The sequence below is a fragment of the Mycolicibacterium pallens genome (assembly GCF_019456675.1).
GTDB lineage: Bacteria > Actinomycetota > Actinomycetes > Mycobacteriales > Mycobacteriaceae > Mycobacterium > Mycobacterium crocinum.
This window is the reverse complement of the sequence record NZ_CP080333.1, coordinates 2,708,587-2,725,089: the sequence shown is the minus strand read 5'-3', so window position 1 is coordinate 2,725,089 and position 16,503 is coordinate 2,708,587. Positions and strand designations below refer to the sequence as shown.

Sequence of the window (16,503 nt, the reverse complement as noted above, 5' to 3'; positions counted from 1 at the left end):
GATATCTCGGCAAACGGCACAGCGGTTGCAGAAAGCCGGTTCGGTGCCCAACCACTACACTGCGAGCATCATGTGGTGCCCAAGTGTTTCGCTCTCCGTCTGGGCCAATGCCTGGCTCGCAGGCAAGGCCGCGCCCGACGACGTCCTTGACGCGCTATCGGCTTGGGCGCCAACACATTCGGTGACCGCATACGATTCTGTTGCGGCCGGCCATACCGGCTTGCCCTGGCCCGATGTCGACGATGCGGGCGCCGTTTCGCTGCTCCAGACACTCCGGACCGTGGCCGGCCGGTCGATCGACGCCGGGCCGCCCGCGATCAGCCTGGCGCTGCCGGTGCCCGGCGACGTCCGCGGTCTGGCAGCCGGAACCCAGTTTCAGCGCGACGCGTTGGGCGCCGGCGAGGCGATCATCGTCACTAGCCCGCTGGGCGACACCATCGGCCTGGTCCCGGATTTCGAGTACGACGACACCGACGACGAGCTGCCCGACGGCGACCGGGTGCCCGAACTGTGTGCGCTGTCGTGGACCGTGTACTCGCTACCGGCCCGCCCCGTCCTCGATCACCTCGACCTCGGCGAGGCGGAGTACAGCCTGCGGTCGGCCGTGCGTTCGGCTGCCGAGGCGCTGGGCGCGCTGCAGCTCGGCGCCGCGGGCGGAATCGACGATCCGCGCGGCCTCGTCGAGCAGGTGCTGGAAACCGGACGCCACCACCGTGCCCCCGATCACGCTCCGACGCGGGCGCTTCGGGTGCTGGAGAACGCCGCACACGTCGACGCGATCATCACGGTCAGTTCGGGACTGATGCCGATCGGGACGCAGAGCGCGTCGGAAGCTCAGATCGCCAGCGACGCGCTGCGGCCGCTGGCGACGGTGGTCCGCTCGGCGCGGATCGCGGCGGTCACCGCGATCCTGCACTCGGCCTGGCACTAGCCGCACAGGCGGGCGTGCAGAACGCACCGTCGACGCTGGAGCCGTAGCCCGGAACAGGCTCGGCGCCAACCACTCTCGCCGGCTCGCGGCCATCGCGAACCTCGTCGACGAGGTCGAGGATCAGCCGTGCGAAGCGGCGCTGAGCATTGGGCGTCGACGCCCGCGCCAGCGCGACCCCGAGTGAGTCGGCCTGCTCGCGCAGCTCGTTGTCGAGATCCCACACCACCTCGATGTGGTCGGAGACGAAGCCCACCGGGCAGACCACCACCGCCTTGGTACCGGCCTGCGCCAGCTCCGAAAGATGGTCGCCCACATCGGGTTCCAGCCACGGCACCTGCGGCGGCCCGGACCGGGACTGCCAGACGACGTCGTAGTCGGCGTAGCCGGCCGCGGCGGCCACCAGCGAGGCGGTGTACCGAACCTGGCGGGCATACAAGTCGGGGGCGCACCGGTCGGCCGCGCGCAGCGGGATCGAATGCGCGGTGAACACCAGCCGGGCCTCGGCGCGCAGCGGTTCGAGCAGTGTCGCGGCGGCCGCCGCGATGGCGTCGGCGAACATCGCCACGAGCAGTGGGTGGTCGAAGAACTGCCGCAGCTTCACCAATTCCGGGGCACCGTCACCGACGCTGGCACGGGCGCGGGCGATGTCCTCCTGGTATTGCGCGCACCCGGAATACCCGCCCCACGCCGAGGTGGCGAACACCGCGGCCCGACGCACCCCCTCGGAAGCCATTGCGGCAACGGTGTCTTCGACCATCGGATGCCAGTTGCGGTTGCCGAAGTACACCGGCAACTGCTCCCCGCGCTCGGCGAGTTCGGCGCGGATCTCGTCGATCAGCGCGCGGTTGATGCCGTTGATCGGTGAGACGCCACCGAAATGCAGATAGTGCTCGGCCACCGAGGCCAGCCGCTCCGGCGGGATGCCGCGGCCGCGAGTCACGTTCTCCAGGAACGGCATCACCTGATCCGGACCTTCGGGGCCCCCGAAGGACAGGATCAGCAGCGCATCAAACGCCGTCACTACAGCAGCTGCGTGCTGGCGCCGCCGTCGGCGAAGATGATCGTTCCGGTGGTGGCGGGCAGCCAGTCGGACAACAGCGCGCAGACAGTCTTGGCGACCGGGGTCGGATCCTTCATGTTCCAGCCCAGCGGGGCGCGCTGATCCCAGCCCTCTTCGAGCAGCTGCATCTGCGCACCGGCCTCTTCACCCAGCGCGCCACCGACGATCGCGCTCATCGCGAGCGTGCGGATCGGGCCTGCGGCAACAAGATTGGAGCGAACTCCGACCTTGCCGGCCTCGCGGGCGACGAACCGGTTCACCGACTCGAGCGCGCTCTTGGCGACCGTCATCCAGTTGTAGGCCGGCATCGCCCGGGTGGGGTCGAAGTCCATGCCGACGATCCCGCCGCCGGGGTTCATGATCGGCAGCACGGCCTTGGCCAGCGAGGCGTAGGAGTACGCCGAGATGTGAATGCCCTTGGCGACGTCCTCGTACGGGGCGTCGAAGAACGGGTTGATGCCCATGCCGGTCTGCGGCATGAACCCGATCGAATGCACCACGCCGTCGATCTTGTTGCCCTCACCGATCACCTCGGAGATGCGGTCGGCGAGGCTGTCCAGGTGCTCCTGGTTCTGCACGTCGAGTTCCAGCAGCGGCGCCGGGTTCGGCAGCCGATCGGCGATCCGCTGGATCAACTTCATCCGGTCGAAGCCGGTGAGCACCAGTTCGGCGCCGGCCTCCTGCGCGACCTTGGCGATGTGGAATGCGATGGACGAATCGGTGATGATCCCCGTGACGAGGATGCGCTTGCCCTGCAGAAGTGTCATGCGAAGTCCTTATCTCCTAGTGGCGCTGTGCGTCCCGGGGCCTAGTGGCCCATTCCCATGCCGCCGTCAACGGGAATGACCGCGCCGGCGATGTAGCTCGCGTCCTCCGATGCCAGGAAGCTGACCGCACCGGCCACCTCCTCGGCGGTGCCGACCCGCTTGGCCGGAATGAAGTCCAGTGCGCCGGCCTGGATCCGCTCGTCGAGCGCACGGGTCATCTCCGTGTCGATGTAGCCCGGTGCCACCACGTTGGCGGTCACGCCGGCTTTGGACAGCTCGCGCGAGATGGATCGGGCCATCCCGATCAGGCCGGCCTTGGCGGCCGCGTAGTTGGCCTGGTTGCCGATCCCCCACATGCCGGACACCGAGCCGATGTAGATGATCCGACCGAACCGGTTGCGCTGCATGCTGCGTGACGCGCGCTGGGTCACCCGGAACGCCCCGGTGAGGTTGGCGTTGATGACCTCCTGGAACCGCTCTTCGGTCATCCGCATGAGGAAGGCGTCCTTGGAAATGCCGGCGTTGGACACCAGTACCTCGACCGGTCCCTGGTGTTCCTCGACCTCTTTGAACGCGCGGTCGATGGCCGCGGTGTCGGTGACGTCGCACTCGACACCGAACAGTCCCTCAGGCGCTCCGGAGCCACGGTGGGTGACGGCCACCTTGTGGCCGTCGGCGGCGAGCCGCTGGGCGATCGCCAGTCCGATGCCCCGGTTTCCGCCGGTGACGAGAACAGAGCGGGAGACAAACGGTGGTCTGCCGGCCGGTTTGGCGTCGGCCGATTCTGCGGCTGCGGTTTCGGACATGAGTGTCAACTTAGTGCCTGCCGTCGGCCGCACCGAAATCAGCCGGGCAGGCGCCGGTTGATCAGCAACGCGGCCAGGGCAGCGACAGCCAGGACCAACGCACCCAGCCGCAGCCAGCCGGTACTGGCGTCACCCTTGATGGTTTCGTAGCCGATCTGGTCCTGCAGTGAGGTGAAGACCTCCTTGAGCTGCTGCAGGCTCGACGCGGTGTAGGCGTTGCCACCCGACAGGTCGGCGATCTTCTTGAGCATCTCGTCGTCGACCGGCACGGGCTGACGCTGATCGTTGATCTCGACGTAGCCGTACGGCGTGCCGAACGACACCGTGGAGATCGGCACGCCTTGATCTTTGGCCGTGCGCGCCGCGGTGAACGCGCCCTTCGGGTTGTCCGGGTTCGACGGCACGGTTTCCTTGCCGTCACTCATCAGCACGATGCGCGCCGGCGGCGGGGTGTCCCCGCCACCGATCACCGCGCCGACGGTCGCGATCGCCTGCAACGAGGTGAAGATCGCCTCGCCGGTGGCCGTGCGGTCGGCCAGCTGCAACTTGTCGATCGCGTTCTTGGTGGCTTCGCGGTTGGTGGTCGGCGAGACCAGCACGGTGGCGGTGCCCGCGTAGGCGATCAGACCGAGGTTGATGCCGGGGGTGAGCTGGTCGGCGAACTGCTTGGCGGCCTCCTGCGCGGCGGCCAACCGGCTGGGTTCGACGTCGGTGGCCCGCATCGACTGTGAGACGTCGATCGTCAGCATCACCACGGCGCGGTTGCGCGGGATGCGCACATCGTGGGTCGGCCCCGCCATCGCGATCGTCAGCAGTACCAGCGAGGCGATCAACAGGATGGCCGGCAGGTGCCGCCACTTGTTGGGTCGTTTGGGCGCAACACTTTCCAGCAGGTCCATGTTGGCGAAGCGCAGGATCCGCTTCTGCCGGGCGAACTGCGCGATGACGTAGAGCCCGACCAGTCCCGCGATGACGAGCAGGAAGAGGAAGAACCACGGATGTTCGAAGCCGCCCAGCGTCATCGGCCCGAGCAACGGCAATGTCATTGGCTGCCCGCCAGTGCGCCGCGGCGACGGGACGCGACGAACCGCACGATGTCGGCGATCCAGTCGCGGTCGGTGCGCAGAGTCATCAGTGGTGCGCCGCAGCGGCGCAACGTGCGCGCCACCTCTTCGCGGTGCACCGCGGCCGCGCGGGCGAAGTCGTCGCGCAGCCGCTCGTCGATCGTGAATTCGCGGGTGACACCGGATTCGGTGTCCTGCAGGATCACATCGCCGACGGGCGGCAGTTCGACGTCCCGCGGGTCGAGCACCTCGATGCCCAGCACCTCATGGCGCGCGGCGATCGCCCGCAGCGGCCGCATCCAGGTGATCGGTCCGAGGAAGTCGCTGATCACCACCGCCATGCCGCGCCGGCGTTCGGGCCGGCGCAGTGCGTCGATCGCGGCGGCCAGATCACCGCGCACACCGGCCGGCGCCTTCGGCATCGTCGCGATCGTCCGCAGCAGGGTCTGCTCGTGCATCCGCCCGGAGAGCGCCGGGACTCGGGTGATCGCGTCGCCGTTGGCGATGATCGCGCCGATCCGGTTGCCGCCGCCGCTGTTGAGGTAGGTGATCGCGGCCGCGGCGGCCACCGCCAGGTCGCGCTTCTCGCAGCCGGTGGTGCCGAAGTCGAGGCTCGCCGACATGTCGACCACCAGCCAGGTTTCCAGCTCGCGGTCGGCGATCATCTGCCGGACGTGCGGGTGGGTGGTGCGCGCGGTCACCGACCAGTCCATCCGGCGCACATCGTCGCCGGGCTGGTACATCCGCGACTCCCCCGGCTCCGAGCCGGGGCCGGGGATCAAGCCGAGATGATCGCCATGCAGCACCCCGTCGAGCTTGCGCTTGACGGTGAGCTCGAGGGTGCGCAGCGCCGCCGAGAGCTTGGCGTCACCGATCTCACCGCGCTGAAACGACGGCGGGTGGACGGTTTCCGAGTCGCTCACCGACCGTTGGCACCTGCCCCGGCGGGAACCACCGGCGGCGCCGAATGCCCTTGCTGCGGAACGGCATTGACCTGAGGCAGCGCGACGGTCTGCAGGATCCGGTTGATCACCGTCTCGGCCTTGATGTCATCGGCCAGCGCGTCGTAGGTCAGCACCAGCCGGTGACGAAGGACGTCGGGGATGACGTCGATGACGTCCTGCGGGATGACGTAGTCACGGCCACGCACCAGCGCCAGGGCACGGGCGGCGGCGATGATGCCCAGCGACGCACGCGGCGAGGCGCCGAACGCGACCCATGCCTTGACGTCGGTGAGGCCGAACTGCTCGGGACGGCGGGTCGCGGTGACGACCCGAACCACGTAGTCGACCAGCGCGTGGTGCACGAAGTTGTTGGCGGCGACGTTCTGCAGCCGCAGCAGGTCACCGGTCTCGAGGATCTGCTTGGGCTCCGGCGGGGTGACACCCATCCGGTAGATGATCTCGCGCTCTTCCTCCGGCGACGGGTAGTCGACGTTGATCTTGAACAGGAAGCGGTCGCGCTGGGCTTCCGGCAGCGGGTAGACACCCTCGTTCTCGATCGGGTTCTGAGTGGCCATCACCAGGAACGGCTTGGGCAGTTCGTAGGTCTTGCCGCCGATGGAGATCTTGCGCTCGGCCATGACCTCCAGCAGTGCCGACTGCACCTTTGCCGGGGCGCGGTTGATCTCGTCGGCCAGCAGGAAATTCACCACGACGGGGCCGAGTTCAATGTCGAATTCCTCGCGACCCTGGCGGTAGATGCGGGTACCGATGATGTCGGTGGGCACCAGGTCCGGGGTGAACTGGATGCGGGCGAAGGTGCCGCCGACGACCTTGGCGAAGGTCTCGACCGCCAGCGTCTTGGCGACGCCCGGCACACCTTCGAGCAGCACGTGACCCTTGGCCAGCAGCCCGACCAGGATACGCTCGACGAGCTGATCCTGGCCCACGATGATGCGCTTGACCTCGAAGATCGCCCGTTCCAGGGTGTGCACCTCGCCGGCCAGACCGTTACCGCCGGACGGCGGTGCGGCCGGGGCTCCGCTCGGCCCGGCAAACGATCCGGGGCCTGCGGGCGACCCACCTGGTGACGTCATCGACTTCCTCCACGAGCTGTTGGGTTTGGCGGGCACGCCGTGCCCTGCCACAACTATTCCAGGCGTTCTGAAATCCGTCGACGTGCCCCGGTTCGCTGGCGCGTCGAGAACGGTCGCCCGTTACGTCTCGATGATGCGCGTCAGATAGGGCGTCATACCCGCGGTGCGCACCGGGCTGACGGTCACCTGCCCGGCCGCCGACGACGCCTCGAGCATCTGCCCGTTACCCAGGTAGATGGTGACGTGTTGGGTCCCGTTGGGGCCGTAGAAGATGAGATCACCGCGCTTGGCCTGCGACGGCGGGATGTGGCGGCCGGCGTTGTACTGGTCGCCGGAGTACTTCGGAATCTGAATGCCGACTCCGGCGAACGCGTACCGGGTGAAGCCCGAGCAGTCGTAGCCCACCTTGCCGGCGTCTTCCTCCACGCCGGCACTGGGCCCGTTGATCGCGCCGCCACCCCACGAGTACGGCACCCCGCGCTGGGAGGCACCGCGGGCGATCACGTACTCGATGGCCTGCGGTCCACGCACCCGCCCGCCGGGGAACGCCGACGGCGAGCCGCCACCGAAGCCGAGACCGGACAGGAACTTGCGGCCCAGGTCCATGGTCGCCTGGGCGGCCTGCTGAGTGACCTGAAGCGAGGCGTTCGCCACGGCGACCGGGTCACCGGGGGCGCCCGCACTCAGGATCTTGGGCAGCGTCGGATCCCACTCGCCCGGATCGGCATTGGCCGGGCTGGCGATGCCCAGCCCCAGCGTTAGTGCCGTCAGGACCGTCCCGACGAAGAGCCGTCGAGAAGTGTTGCGAGACATGGGTACAACTCCGTCAGTATTCGATGTAGCGGACGACGAACGGGGTCATGCCGCTGGTGCGCACCGGCGAGATCTTCACTGATGAGCCGGTGTAGGGAGCCTCGAGCATCTGGCCCTGGCCCAGGTAGAGGGTCACGTGCTGGCTGCCGCCGGGGCCGTAGAAGATCACGTCACCGCGGCGCATCTGCGACGACGGGATCTTGCGGCCCATGTTGTACTGCGAGCCCGAGTAATGCGGCAGCTTGATACCGACGCCGGCGAACGCGTAGAGGATCAGCCCGGAGCAGTCGAAGCCGACCGTGCCCGCGCCGCTGTCGATGCCGTTGCTGGGGCCGGTGGCGGTGCCGCCACCCCAGGAGTACGGCACGCCCATCTGCGACATGGCCCGTTTGATGACGTATTCGGAGGCCTGCGCGCCGTTGGCGTAGGGAATGATCCCGTTGGTGATGCCGGTGTCGTCCGGCTTCAGGATGCCGAGCTTCTGCAGGAAGCTCTTGCCCATCTGCTTGGTCGCGTTCAGCGAGGAGGACGAGATCTGCAGCACCGCGTTGATGATCTGAATCGGGTCGCCGGAGACGAAGGCGCTGGGCACCATCGGCAGCGTGGTGTCCCATTCCGAGGCGCTGCCGTAGGGCGGGACGGTCCCCGCGCCCGGCGCCTTGGGTGAACCGGGGGCGGCCGGATCCCAGCGATCCCCCGGGGTCGCCGGGCCGGTCGCCGCCGACTGCGGCACGGCCGCAGGCGAATTCGCCGGCGCCGACCACCGGGCGGCGTCGAGCTTGTCCTGCGCCGCCTTGCGTTCCGCGGCCAGCCGGTTGATCTCGGCCTGCTGGTCGCTGAACGTCTGCTTGGCCGCGGTCAGCGCGCTGACCGCGGACTGCTGGCTGGCTTCGGCGTCGGCGACGGCCTTGTCGGCGTTCTCCTTCGCCAGCCGGGCCGCGGACTCCTGGTTGATCCGCTCGGTGCGGGCCCGCTGCAGATCGGTCATCACCTTCTGCGAGCTGACGGCCAGCGTCTGCCCGGCCGACGCGGTGGACAGGATGTCCTCGGGGTTGGTCGCCATCACCAGCGACGCCGACGGGCCGTTGACATAGGTGGCCGCGGCGAAGACGTCGAATCGCTTCTGCGCGTCAGCAATTGCGGCGTTGGCGTCCTTGACGCCCTGCGCGCTCGCGTCAACCTTTTCCTGGGCCGCGGCCGCCGCGTCGCGCGCGGCCTGGACGTCGACCAGCGCCTTGTTCACGCTCTCCTGCTCGGCCTGCACTTTGGCGCCGATGTCCTGCAGCCGCTGGTTGGCGTCGGCCACATCGGCGATCAGTCCCGCGATGGTGTTCGGGGCGGCACCGGGCTCGGCCTGCGCCAGTCCGGGCATCGTGAACGTCATGGCGACGGACAGTGCCAACGGACATACCGGCTTGGCGATACGGATAGCCGGCCGGAAAAGAGAGCCGCGTTGGGAACGTCTCATTCGACCCTGGTCTCCTCTGCTCCACACAGTCACGCCAGTAACAGATGTCACGTCAGTCACATCAATAACAATGGCGACAGTTGCACCGTACGTCACATTTGTCGCAGAGGAAACTTCCGGCAAGAATTACATGTTTGTCATTTACGGGATGTTGCCGAAAAGTAATCTTATGGATTTGCCAGAGAGTGCTATTTTCCCTGATCAGCAGGGTTAGCGGTATTTTGCGAGCGGCGTGCCCGAAGCTGCAGAACTCGGGTTAAAACAGCCGCTACAGCCACCCCGATCACGAGCGTGATCGTTAATCCCGTCCAGGGAAAGTCGGGCGTTTGCAACTGGTCCACAAATGCCAGTGTGCCGACCACGGGATTGGGGGCCGTCTTGGCGACGTCCTGCCCCGCCTCGAGGATCACGCGGTCGTAGGTGCCGCTGTAAGTGCCGGCCCACCCGGGGCTGAGCACGAGCACCGTCGACCCCGGGTCCGCACTTCCGATCTCGGTGGCGATATCGCGCAGCGGGGTGTCGATCGCCGGGCTCTTGTCCAGCACCACGACCTTGAGGTCGATGCCCTGTTCTTTGGCCGAGGCCACAATCTTCTGCAGACCCGCCACGTCGGCGGCCGGGGCGGCGACGCCGTCGGCGGCGACGTCGGCTTTGACCGCGGCCAGACACTGGTCGACCGGAGTCGACGGCGCCAGGCCGGCACTGCTGCACACCTCCACAGGAATGAAGGTCGGCGCGTGCGGAATCGTCACGATCGGAAACCGTACCTCGCCGCCCGGACCCGGGGTGGCACCACGCGCCGGAGAAGACAAGACTGGGTGCTGGCCCGCTGGCGACGGTTGATACCCCTGCCGCCCGCTTAGCAGGACAACCGTACTGTTAGTATGGAGACGGATGTCGACACAGCCCGTCGGCATCGAGGACAACGCCGGGAGTTGATGTGAGCAGCGAAAATTCGTCGAATTCGTCCCTGAACACGTATCGGTCGCGCGACACCTTGAAGGTCGGCGACAACAGCTACGAGATCTATCGCCTCGACGCGGTTCCCGGCACCGAGAAACTTCCCTACAGCCTCAAGGTGCTGGCCGAGAATCTGTTGCGCACCGAGGACGGCGCCAACATCACCAAGGACCACATCGAGGCCATCGCCAACTGGGATCCGACGGCCGACCCGAGCGTCGAGATCCAGTTCACCCCGGCGCGGGTGATCATGCAGGACTTCACCGGCGTCCCCTGCATCGTCGACCTGGCCACCATGCGCGAGGCCGTCGGCGATCTCGGCGGCAACCCCGACCAGGTCAACCCGCTCGCCCCGGCCGAGCTGGTGATCGACCACTCGGTGATCATCGACGTATTCGGTAGCGCCGACGCGTTCGAGCGCAACGTCGAGATCGAGTACTCCCGCAACGGCGAGCGCTATCAGTTCCTTCGCTGGGGCCAGGGCGCCTTCGACGACTTCAAGGTCGTCCCGCCGGGCACCGGCATCGTGCACCAGGTCAACATCGAGTACCTGGCCCGCGTCACCATGGTCCGCGACGGCGTGGCCTACCCGGACACCTGCGTGGGCACCGACAGCCACACCACGATGGTCAACGGCCTCGGCGTGCTGGGTTGGGGCGTCGGCGGTATCGAGGCCGAAGCCGCCATGCTGGGCCAGCCGGTCTCGATGCTCATCCCCCGCGTCGTCGGCTTCAAGCTGTCCGGCGAGATCCAGCCCGGCGTGACCGCGACCGACGTCGTGCTCACCGTCACCGACATGCTGCGCAAGCACGGCGTGGTGGGCAAGTTCGTCGAGTTCTACGGCAACGGCGTCGCCGAGGTGCCGCTGGCCAACCGCGCCACCCTGGGCAACATGAGCCCCGAATTCGGTTCGACCGCAGCTATTTTCCCGATCGACGATGTGACCATCGACTACCTGCGGCTCACCGGCCGCAGCGAGGAGCAGCTGGCGCTGGTCGAGGCCTACGCCAAGGCCCAGGGCATGTGGCACAACCCCGAGCACGAGGCCAAGTACTCCGAGTACCTCGAGCTCGACCTGTCCACCGTCGTGCCGTCGATCGCCGGCCCCAAGCGTCCGCAGGACCGCATCGAGCTCTCCGACGCGAAGTCGGCGTTCCGCAAGGACATTCACAACTACGTCGAGAACGGCAACCCCGCCCCGCAGACCAAGCTGGACGAGGCCGTCGAGGAATCCTTCCCGGCCAGCGACCCGGCGGTGCTGTCGTTCGCCGACAACGGGTCGGAGCCGCTGCACTCCGCGGCCGCAGGCGCCGAGGGCCGGCCCACCAAGCCGGTCAAGGTGTCCTCGGACGACCGCGGCGAGTTCGTGCTCGACCACGGCGCGGTCGCGATCGCATCGATCACCTCGTGCACCAACACCTCCAACCCGTCGGTGATGCTCGGCGCGGCCCTGCTGGCCAAGAACGCCGTCGAGAAGGGCCTGACCGCCAAGCCGTGGGTCAAGACGTCGATGGCCCCCGGTTCCCAGGTGGTCAGCGACTACTACGACAAGGCCGGCCTGTGGCCGTACCTGGAGAAGCTGGGCTTCTATCTCGTCGGCTACGGCTGCACCACCTGTATCGGTAACAGCGGCCCGCTGCCCGAGGAGATCTCGAAGGCCATCAATGACAACGACCTGACGGTCACCGCGGTGCTGTCCGGCAACCGCAACTTCGAGGGCCGCATCTCCCCCGACGTCAAGATGAACTACCTGGCGTCGCCGCCGCTGGTGATCGCCTACGCGTTGGCCGGAACGATGGACTTCGACTTCGAGACCGATCCCCTCGGTAAAGACAGCGACGGCAACGACGTCTTCCTCAAGGACATCTGGCCGTCCTCAAAGGACATCTCCGACACCATCGCCTCGGCGATCAACGAGGAGATGTTCAAGAAGAACTACGCCGACGTGTTCAAGGGCGACGAGCGCTGGCAGAACCTGCCGACGCCGTCGGGCAAGACCTTCGACTGGGACGCCGACTCGACGTACGTGCGCAAGCCTCCGTACTTCGACGGCATGCCTGCCGAGCCGCAGCCGGTCAGCGATATCACCGGCGCCAGAGTGCTTGCCCTGCTGGGCGATTCGGTCACCACCGACCACATCAGCCCGGCCGGCAACATCAAGGCGGGCACCCCGGCCGCGCAGTACCTGGACAGCAACGGCGTGGACAAGAAGGACTACAACTCCTACGGTTCCCGCCGCGGCAACCACGAGGTGATGATCCGCGGTACCTTCGCCAACATCCGGCTGCGCAACCAGCTGCTCGACGATGTCTCCGGCGGCTACACCCGCGACTTCACCCAGCCGGACGGCCCGCAGGCGTTCATCTACGACGCCGCGCAAAACTATGCGGCGCAGAACATTCCGCTGGTCGTGCTGGGCGGTAAGGAATACGGGTCGGGCTCCTCGCGTGACTGGGCAGCCAAGGGCACCAGCCTGCTAGGTGTGCGCGCGGTGATCACCGAATCCTTCGAGCGCATCCACCGGTCGAACCTGATCGGCATGGGCGTGATCCCGCTGCAGTTCCCGGCCGGCGAGTCGGCGGCGTCGCTGAAGCTGGACGGCACCGAGGTCTTCGACATCACCGGTATCGAAGAGCTCAACAACGGCAAGACGCCGAAGACCGTTCACGTCAAGGCGACCAAGGAAGACGGCAGCGCAGTCGAGTTCGACGCCGTCGTCCGGATCGACACCCCCGGTGAGGCCGACTACTACCGCAACGGCGGCATCCTGCAGTACGTGCTGCGCAACATGTTGCGGGCCGGCTAGCTCCGACGTGCCCAGGGTCAGCGAGGACCATCTGGCGGCTCGCCGTCGCCAGATCCTCGACGGCGCACGGCGCTGCTTTGCCGAGTACGGCTATGAGCAAGCGACCGTGCGCCGCCTGGAGCAGACCATCGGTCTGTCACGCGGTGCGATATTCCATCACTACCGCGACAAGGACACCTTGTTCTTCGCACTCGCGCGCGAGGATGCGGCGCGGATGGCCGACGTCGCGGCGCGCGAGGGGCTCATCCAGGTGATGCGCGACATGCTGGCCGCGCCCGATCAATTCGATTGGCTGGCCACACGTTTGGAGATCGCCCGCAAACTGCGCAACGATCCGGTGTTCCATCAGGGCTGGACGGAGCGCTCAGCGGAACTGGCGTCGGCCACCTCCGAGCGACTGCGCAGACAGAAGCAGGCGGGCCGGCTGCGCGACGATGTGGCGCCCGACGTGCTGCAGTGTTACCTGGACCTCGTGCTCGACGGACTGGTCGCCCGGCTGGCCGCGGGCGAGGATCCCCAGCGACTCTCGGCAGTGCTGGATCTGGTGGAAGATTCAGTGCGGCAGCGCGAGCGCGCTAGCGACGCGTGACGTGGTTGGGGCCACCGCGGCTGCGCATGGTGGTCCCGGACTCGCGCAACAACGCGTGGATCGAGCCGTAGGAACGACCCGTCGACGCCACCAGGGTGCGAATGCTCGCCCCGCCCTCGTAGGCGTTCCGCAGGTTGTTCAACAACTGATCTCGAGCTTCGTTGGGCTTCCTCATGATCACCCTCCCCGGTGGATCCGCACCAATAGCCCACAGAGTAGGAGCGTGCGTCGGGGAGTTGGGAGAAATGACCGAAATCGTTTATGCCAGTTGTCAGGCGAGCTCGATGAGGTCCCGGTACTCGTCGGACCAGAAGTCCTCGGTGCCGTCCGGAAGTAGCACCACCCTTTGCGGGTCGAGCGCTTCCGCGGCACCCGGATCGTGGGTGACCAGTACGACTGCACCCTGATAACTGCGCAGCGCATCGAGAACTTGTTCGCGCGAGGCGGGATCGAGGTTGTTGGTCGGCTCGTCGAGAAGCAGCACATTGGCCGTCGAGGCCACCAGACCGGCCAGAGCCAGTCGGGTCTTCTCACCGCCCGACAGTGTTCCGGCCGGCTGCTCGAGCTGGGGGCCGGTGAACATGAACGCACCGAGCAGGCCGCGCAGGTCCTGCTCGCCGGTGTCCGGGGCGGCGTGACGGATGTTCTCCCACACCGTCGCGTTGTTGTCGAGCGTGTCGTGTTCCTGTGCGAAATAACCGATCTTGAGCCCGTGCCCGGGTTCCAGTCCGCCGGCGTCGGGAGTTTCGGTGCCGGCGATCAGCCGAAGCAGCGTCGTCTTACCGGCACCGTTGAGGCCCAGCACCACGACCCGCGAGCCACGGTCGATCGCCAGGTCGACGCCGGTGAACACCTCCAGCGACCCGTAGTTCTTGGTCAGTCCCTTGACCACGAGCGGCGTCTTACCGCACGGCGCCGGCGTCGGGAACTTGATCCGAGCCACCTTGTCGGCCACCCGCTCGGCGTCCAACTCGGCGAGCATCCGCTCGGCGCGGCGCAACATGTTCTGCGCGGCAACGGCTTTGGTGGCTTTCGCGCCCATCTTGGCGGCCTGGGTGCGCAGCGCACTGGCCTTCTTCTCGGCGTTGGCCCGCTCGCGGCGTCGGCGCTGCTCGTCGGTGGCACGGGCGTCGAGGTACTTCTGCCAGCCCATGTTGTAGACGTCGGCCTCACCGCGCACGGCGTCGAGGAACCACACGCGGTTGACCACGTCGGCGAGCAGGTCGACATCGTGGCTGATGACGACGAGTCCGCCGGTGTGGTTCTGCAGGAAGCCCCGCAGCCAGCCGATCGAGTCGGCGTCGAGGTGGTTGGTGGGCTCGTCAAGCAGCAGCGTGGTGGCCGAGCCTGCGCCAGTATCGCTGGCGGCGAACAGGATCCGCGACAGCTCGACGCGCCGGCGCTGCCCACCGGACAGGGTGCGCAGCGGCTGGGTGAGCACCCGCTCCGGCAGACCCAGGCTCGCGCAGATGCGGCCCGCTTCGCTTTCGGCGGCGTACCCGCCGAGTGCGGCGAAGCGTTCCTCGAGCTGGCCGTAGCGGCGAATGGCCTTGTCGCGGGCGGCGTCGTCGACCACCTCGGCCATCAGTGCCTGCTGCTTCTCCAGATCGGACAGCAGCGTGTCCAGGCCGCGGGCCGAGAGCACCCGGTCGCGGGCCAGCACATCGAGGTCGCCCTCGCGGGGATCCTGCGGCAGATAGCCGATGTCGCCGGTGCGCACGACGGTGCCCGCGTACGGTTCGCCCTTCCCCGCCAGGATTCGCATGGTCGTCGTCTTGCCCGCGCCGTTGCGCCCGACCAGACCGATGCGATCACCCGGCTGGATCCGCAGCGCGGGGCCTTCAGCGAGGAGCAGTGTGCGCGCGCCGGCGCGGACCTCCAGGTCCGTTGCGGTAATCACGCGCACTACTCCTTCATGTCTGGCTACTTGTCGTCGGTGAAGACCGGGGCGCGGTTCTCGGCGCGCGCAGCAACCGCCTCTTCGAAGTTGGCGGTGAGCAGGCGCACATAGAGCTGCCCGAGGCCCTCGGCCTGCATATGCCCTTCCAGGCTACCGGCGTCCAGTCCACTCCACAGCGTCCGCTTGGTCAACTCGGTTCCCGGCCGGGAGAACGCCGCGATGCGGGTGGCGATCTCGAAGCAGACCGGCAACAACTCGTCGTCGGCCACCTGGCGGGACACCAGCCCGATCCGTTCGGCCTCCTGCGCGTCGACGTCGCGGCCGGTGAGCATGATCTCGAACGCCCGCGACGAGCCGATCGCGCGCGGCAGCAGATAGCTCAGGCCCAGCTCACTGGCGGTCAGTCCGTTGTTGATCCCGGCCGCGCGGAAATAGGCGCCACTGGCGGCGACCCGAATGTCTGCCGCCAGCGCCAGACACAGCCCGCCACCGATGGCGGCACCGTTGACCGCGGCGATGATCGGCTGGGGCAGCTTGCGCATGGCGAGGATCACATCGTCGAGCACCTGCATCGAGCGCAGTCCGAACGACGGGCGGGTCAATCCCGCGACGTGCGGCACCGAACCGGCGGACTTGTGGTCGGCCCCGGAGGAGAAGCCTCGGCCTGCGCCGGTGAGCACAACCGCGCGCACGTCGTTCTCATGGGCGAGTTCGGCGAGGACTTCCCGCAGCGGCAACATGACGTCGAACGCCATGGAGTTCATCCGCTCGGGCCGGTTCAGGGTTACCAGAGCCACGCCTGCCTGCGGTTTTTCGACGAGGACGAAACCAGAGTCACGAATCACCGTTGCACGGTAACCCGCGCGAAAGCCTCGGGGGCAGGAGCGGAGCGACTAGGGGGAAGTACTACGTCTCGGATTGCGACTGAGACGCGATGGCCGCGTCGACGTCGAACTCCTTGACCTGGCGGATCAGATCCTCGAGCGCGGCGGGCGGCAGGGCGCCGGCCTGGTTGAAGATCAGCTTGCCCTTCTTGAAGGCCATCAGCGTCGGGATCGAGCGGATCTCGGCAGCGGCCGCCAGCTCCTGCTCGGCCTCGGTGTCGACCTTGCCGTAGACGACGTCCGGGTGCTGTTCGGACGACTTGGTGAACGTCGGCGCGAAGGCGCGACACGGTCCGCACCACGACGCCCAGAAGTCCACCAGCACGATGTCGTTGCCGGTGATGGTGTCGTTGAAGTTCTGTGCGGTCAGGTCTTGGGTAGCCACGTCAGTCCTAACGTCTGGGTCTCGCTGTGTGT

At 67.4% G+C, this 16,503-nt stretch carries 16 protein-coding genes; 3 read left to right on the top strand and 13 right to left on the bottom strand.

Going from position 1 to position 16,503, the window contains the following annotated elements; all coding sequences use genetic code 11:
• Positions 1-70: 70 nt before the first annotated feature.
• Complete coding sequence (locus K0O64_RS13430; RefSeq protein ID WP_071949874.1) at positions 71-931, top strand: Rv1486c family protein; 861 nt, start codon at positions 71-73, stop codon at positions 929-931.
• Here K0O64_RS13430 and K0O64_RS13425 read toward each other — a convergent pair.
• From K0O64_RS13425 to K0O64_RS13385, 9 genes are all read right to left on the bottom strand, one after another.
• Entirely contained in the window at positions 900-1,952 is a 1,053-nt protein-coding gene (locus tag K0O64_RS13425) for a ferrochelatase (RefSeq protein ID WP_071945159.1), read from the bottom strand. The genes K0O64_RS13430 and K0O64_RS13425 overlap by 32 nt on opposite strands.
• Complete coding sequence (gene inhA, locus K0O64_RS13420; protein ID WP_071945161.1) at positions 1,952-2,758, bottom strand: NADH-dependent enoyl-ACP reductase InhA; 807 nt, start codon at positions 2,756-2,758, stop codon at positions 1,952-1,954. Before inhA ends, K0O64_RS13425 begins: the two co-directional genes overlap by 1 nt.
• Before the next feature lie 41 nt (positions 2,759-2,799).
• The gene (fabG1, locus tag K0O64_RS13415) at positions 2,800-3,564 is read right to left on the bottom strand and encodes a 3-oxoacyl-ACP reductase FabG1 (protein ID WP_071945163.1); all 765 of its coding nucleotides are present in this window, start codon (positions 3,562-3,564) and stop codon (positions 2,800-2,802) included.
• Positions 3,565-3,602: 38 nt separating this feature from the next.
• The gene (locus K0O64_RS13410; RefSeq protein WP_071945165.1) at positions 3,603-4,610 is read right to left on the bottom strand and encodes a VWA domain-containing protein; all 1,008 of its coding nucleotides are present in this window, start codon (positions 4,608-4,610) and stop codon (positions 3,603-3,605) included.
• Positions 4,607-5,551, bottom strand: coding sequence for a DUF58 domain-containing protein (locus K0O64_RS13405; protein WP_071945167.1), 945 nt, complete (start codon positions 5,549-5,551; stop codon positions 4,607-4,609). Before K0O64_RS13405 ends, K0O64_RS13410 begins: the two co-directional genes overlap by 4 nt.
• Positions 5,548-6,666 (bottom strand): chaperone MoxR1, encoded by a 1,119-nt coding sequence (gene moxR1 / locus K0O64_RS13400; protein WP_071949875.1) that lies wholly within the window; start codon positions 6,664-6,666, stop codon positions 5,548-5,550. The genes K0O64_RS13405 and moxR1 overlap by 4 nt, the downstream gene beginning before the upstream one ends.
• A 120-nt stretch (positions 6,667-6,786) precedes the next feature.
• The gene (gene ripB, locus K0O64_RS13395) at positions 6,787-7,479 is read right to left on the bottom strand and encodes an NlpC/P60 family peptidoglycan endopeptidase RipB (RefSeq protein ID WP_071945169.1); all 693 of its coding nucleotides are present in this window, start codon (positions 7,477-7,479) and stop codon (positions 6,787-6,789) included.
• A 13-nt stretch (positions 7,480-7,492) separates the two neighbouring features.
• Positions 7,493-8,947 (bottom strand): NlpC/P60 family peptidoglycan endopeptidase RipA, encoded by a 1,455-nt coding sequence (gene ripA / locus K0O64_RS13390; protein ID WP_071945171.1) that lies wholly within the window; start codon positions 8,945-8,947, stop codon positions 7,493-7,495.
• 188 nt (positions 8,948-9,135) lie between these two features.
• Positions 9,136-9,699 (bottom strand): Rv1476 family membrane protein, encoded by a 564-nt coding sequence (locus K0O64_RS13385; protein WP_096311368.1) that lies wholly within the window; start codon positions 9,697-9,699, stop codon positions 9,136-9,138.
• Between the two features lie 188 nt (positions 9,700-9,887).
• On the opposite strand from K0O64_RS13385, the gene acnA reads away from it, so the two are divergent.
• Both acnA and K0O64_RS13375 read left to right on the top strand, forming a co-directional pair.
• On the top strand, positions 9,888-12,713 hold the full coding sequence (gene acnA, locus K0O64_RS13380) for an aconitate hydratase AcnA (RefSeq protein WP_096311367.1): 2,826 nt from the start codon (positions 9,888-9,890) through the stop codon (positions 12,711-12,713).
• A gap of 7 nt (positions 12,714-12,720) precedes the next feature.
• Complete coding sequence (locus K0O64_RS13375) at positions 12,721-13,302, top strand: TetR/AcrR family transcriptional regulator (RefSeq protein WP_071945177.1); 582 nt, start codon at positions 12,721-12,723, stop codon at positions 13,300-13,302.
• Here the strand turns inward: K0O64_RS13375 and K0O64_RS13370 are convergent.
• From K0O64_RS13370 to trxA, 4 genes are all read right to left on the bottom strand, one after another.
• Positions 13,289-13,477 carry a helix-turn-helix domain-containing protein gene (locus K0O64_RS13370; protein WP_047333396.1) on the bottom strand — a complete coding sequence of 63 codons (189 nt, stop codon included), beginning with the start codon at positions 13,475-13,477 and terminating at the stop codon, positions 13,289-13,291. The genes K0O64_RS13375 and K0O64_RS13370 overlap by 14 nt on opposite strands.
• Before the next feature lie 96 nt (positions 13,478-13,573).
• Entirely contained in the window at positions 13,574-15,202 is a 1,629-nt protein-coding gene (locus K0O64_RS13365) for an ABC-F family ATP-binding cassette domain-containing protein (protein WP_096312845.1), read from the bottom strand.
• Positions 15,203-15,225: 23 nt separating this feature from the next.
• Positions 15,226-16,047 carry an enoyl-CoA hydratase gene (locus K0O64_RS13360; RefSeq protein WP_096311366.1) on the bottom strand — a complete coding sequence of 274 codons (822 nt, stop codon included), beginning with the start codon at positions 16,045-16,047 and terminating at the stop codon, positions 15,226-15,228.
• Positions 16,048-16,108: 61 nt separating this feature from the next.
• Complete coding sequence (gene trxA / locus K0O64_RS13355; RefSeq protein WP_096311365.1) at positions 16,109-16,471, bottom strand: thioredoxin; 363 nt, start codon at positions 16,469-16,471, stop codon at positions 16,109-16,111.
• Positions 16,472-16,503: the final 32 nt, after the last annotated feature.

Excerpts from the sequence above, each read along its gene's own strand:
- K0O64_RS13430 (WP_071949874.1), top strand. The coding sequence starts at position 71 with ATGTGGTGCCCAAGTGTTTCGCTCTCCGTCTGGGCCAATGCCTGGCTC.
- inhA (WP_071945161.1), bottom strand. The coding sequence starts at position 2,758 with ATGACACTTCTGCAGGGCAAGCGCATCCTCGTCACGGGGATCATCACC.
- fabG1 (WP_071945163.1), bottom strand. The coding sequence starts at position 3,564 with ATGTCCGAAACCGCAGCCGCAGAATCGGCCGACGCCAAACCGGCCGGC.
- K0O64_RS13410 (WP_071945165.1), bottom strand. The coding sequence starts at position 4,610 with ATGACATTGCCGTTGCTCGGGCCGATGACGCTGGGCGGCTTCGAACAT.
- moxR1 (WP_071949875.1), bottom strand. The coding sequence starts at position 6,666 with ATGACGTCACCAGGTGGGTCGCCCGCAGGCCCCGGATCGTTTGCCGGG.
- ripB (WP_071945169.1), bottom strand. The coding sequence starts at position 7,479 with ATGTCTCGCAACACTTCTCGACGGCTCTTCGTCGGGACGGTCCTGACG.
- ripA (WP_071945171.1), bottom strand. The coding sequence starts at position 8,947 with ATGAGACGTTCCCAACGCGGCTCTCTTTTCCGGCCGGCTATCCGTATC.
- K0O64_RS13370 (WP_047333396.1), bottom strand. The coding sequence starts at position 13,477 with ATGAGGAAGCCCAACGAAGCTCGAGATCAGTTGTTGAACAACCTGCGG.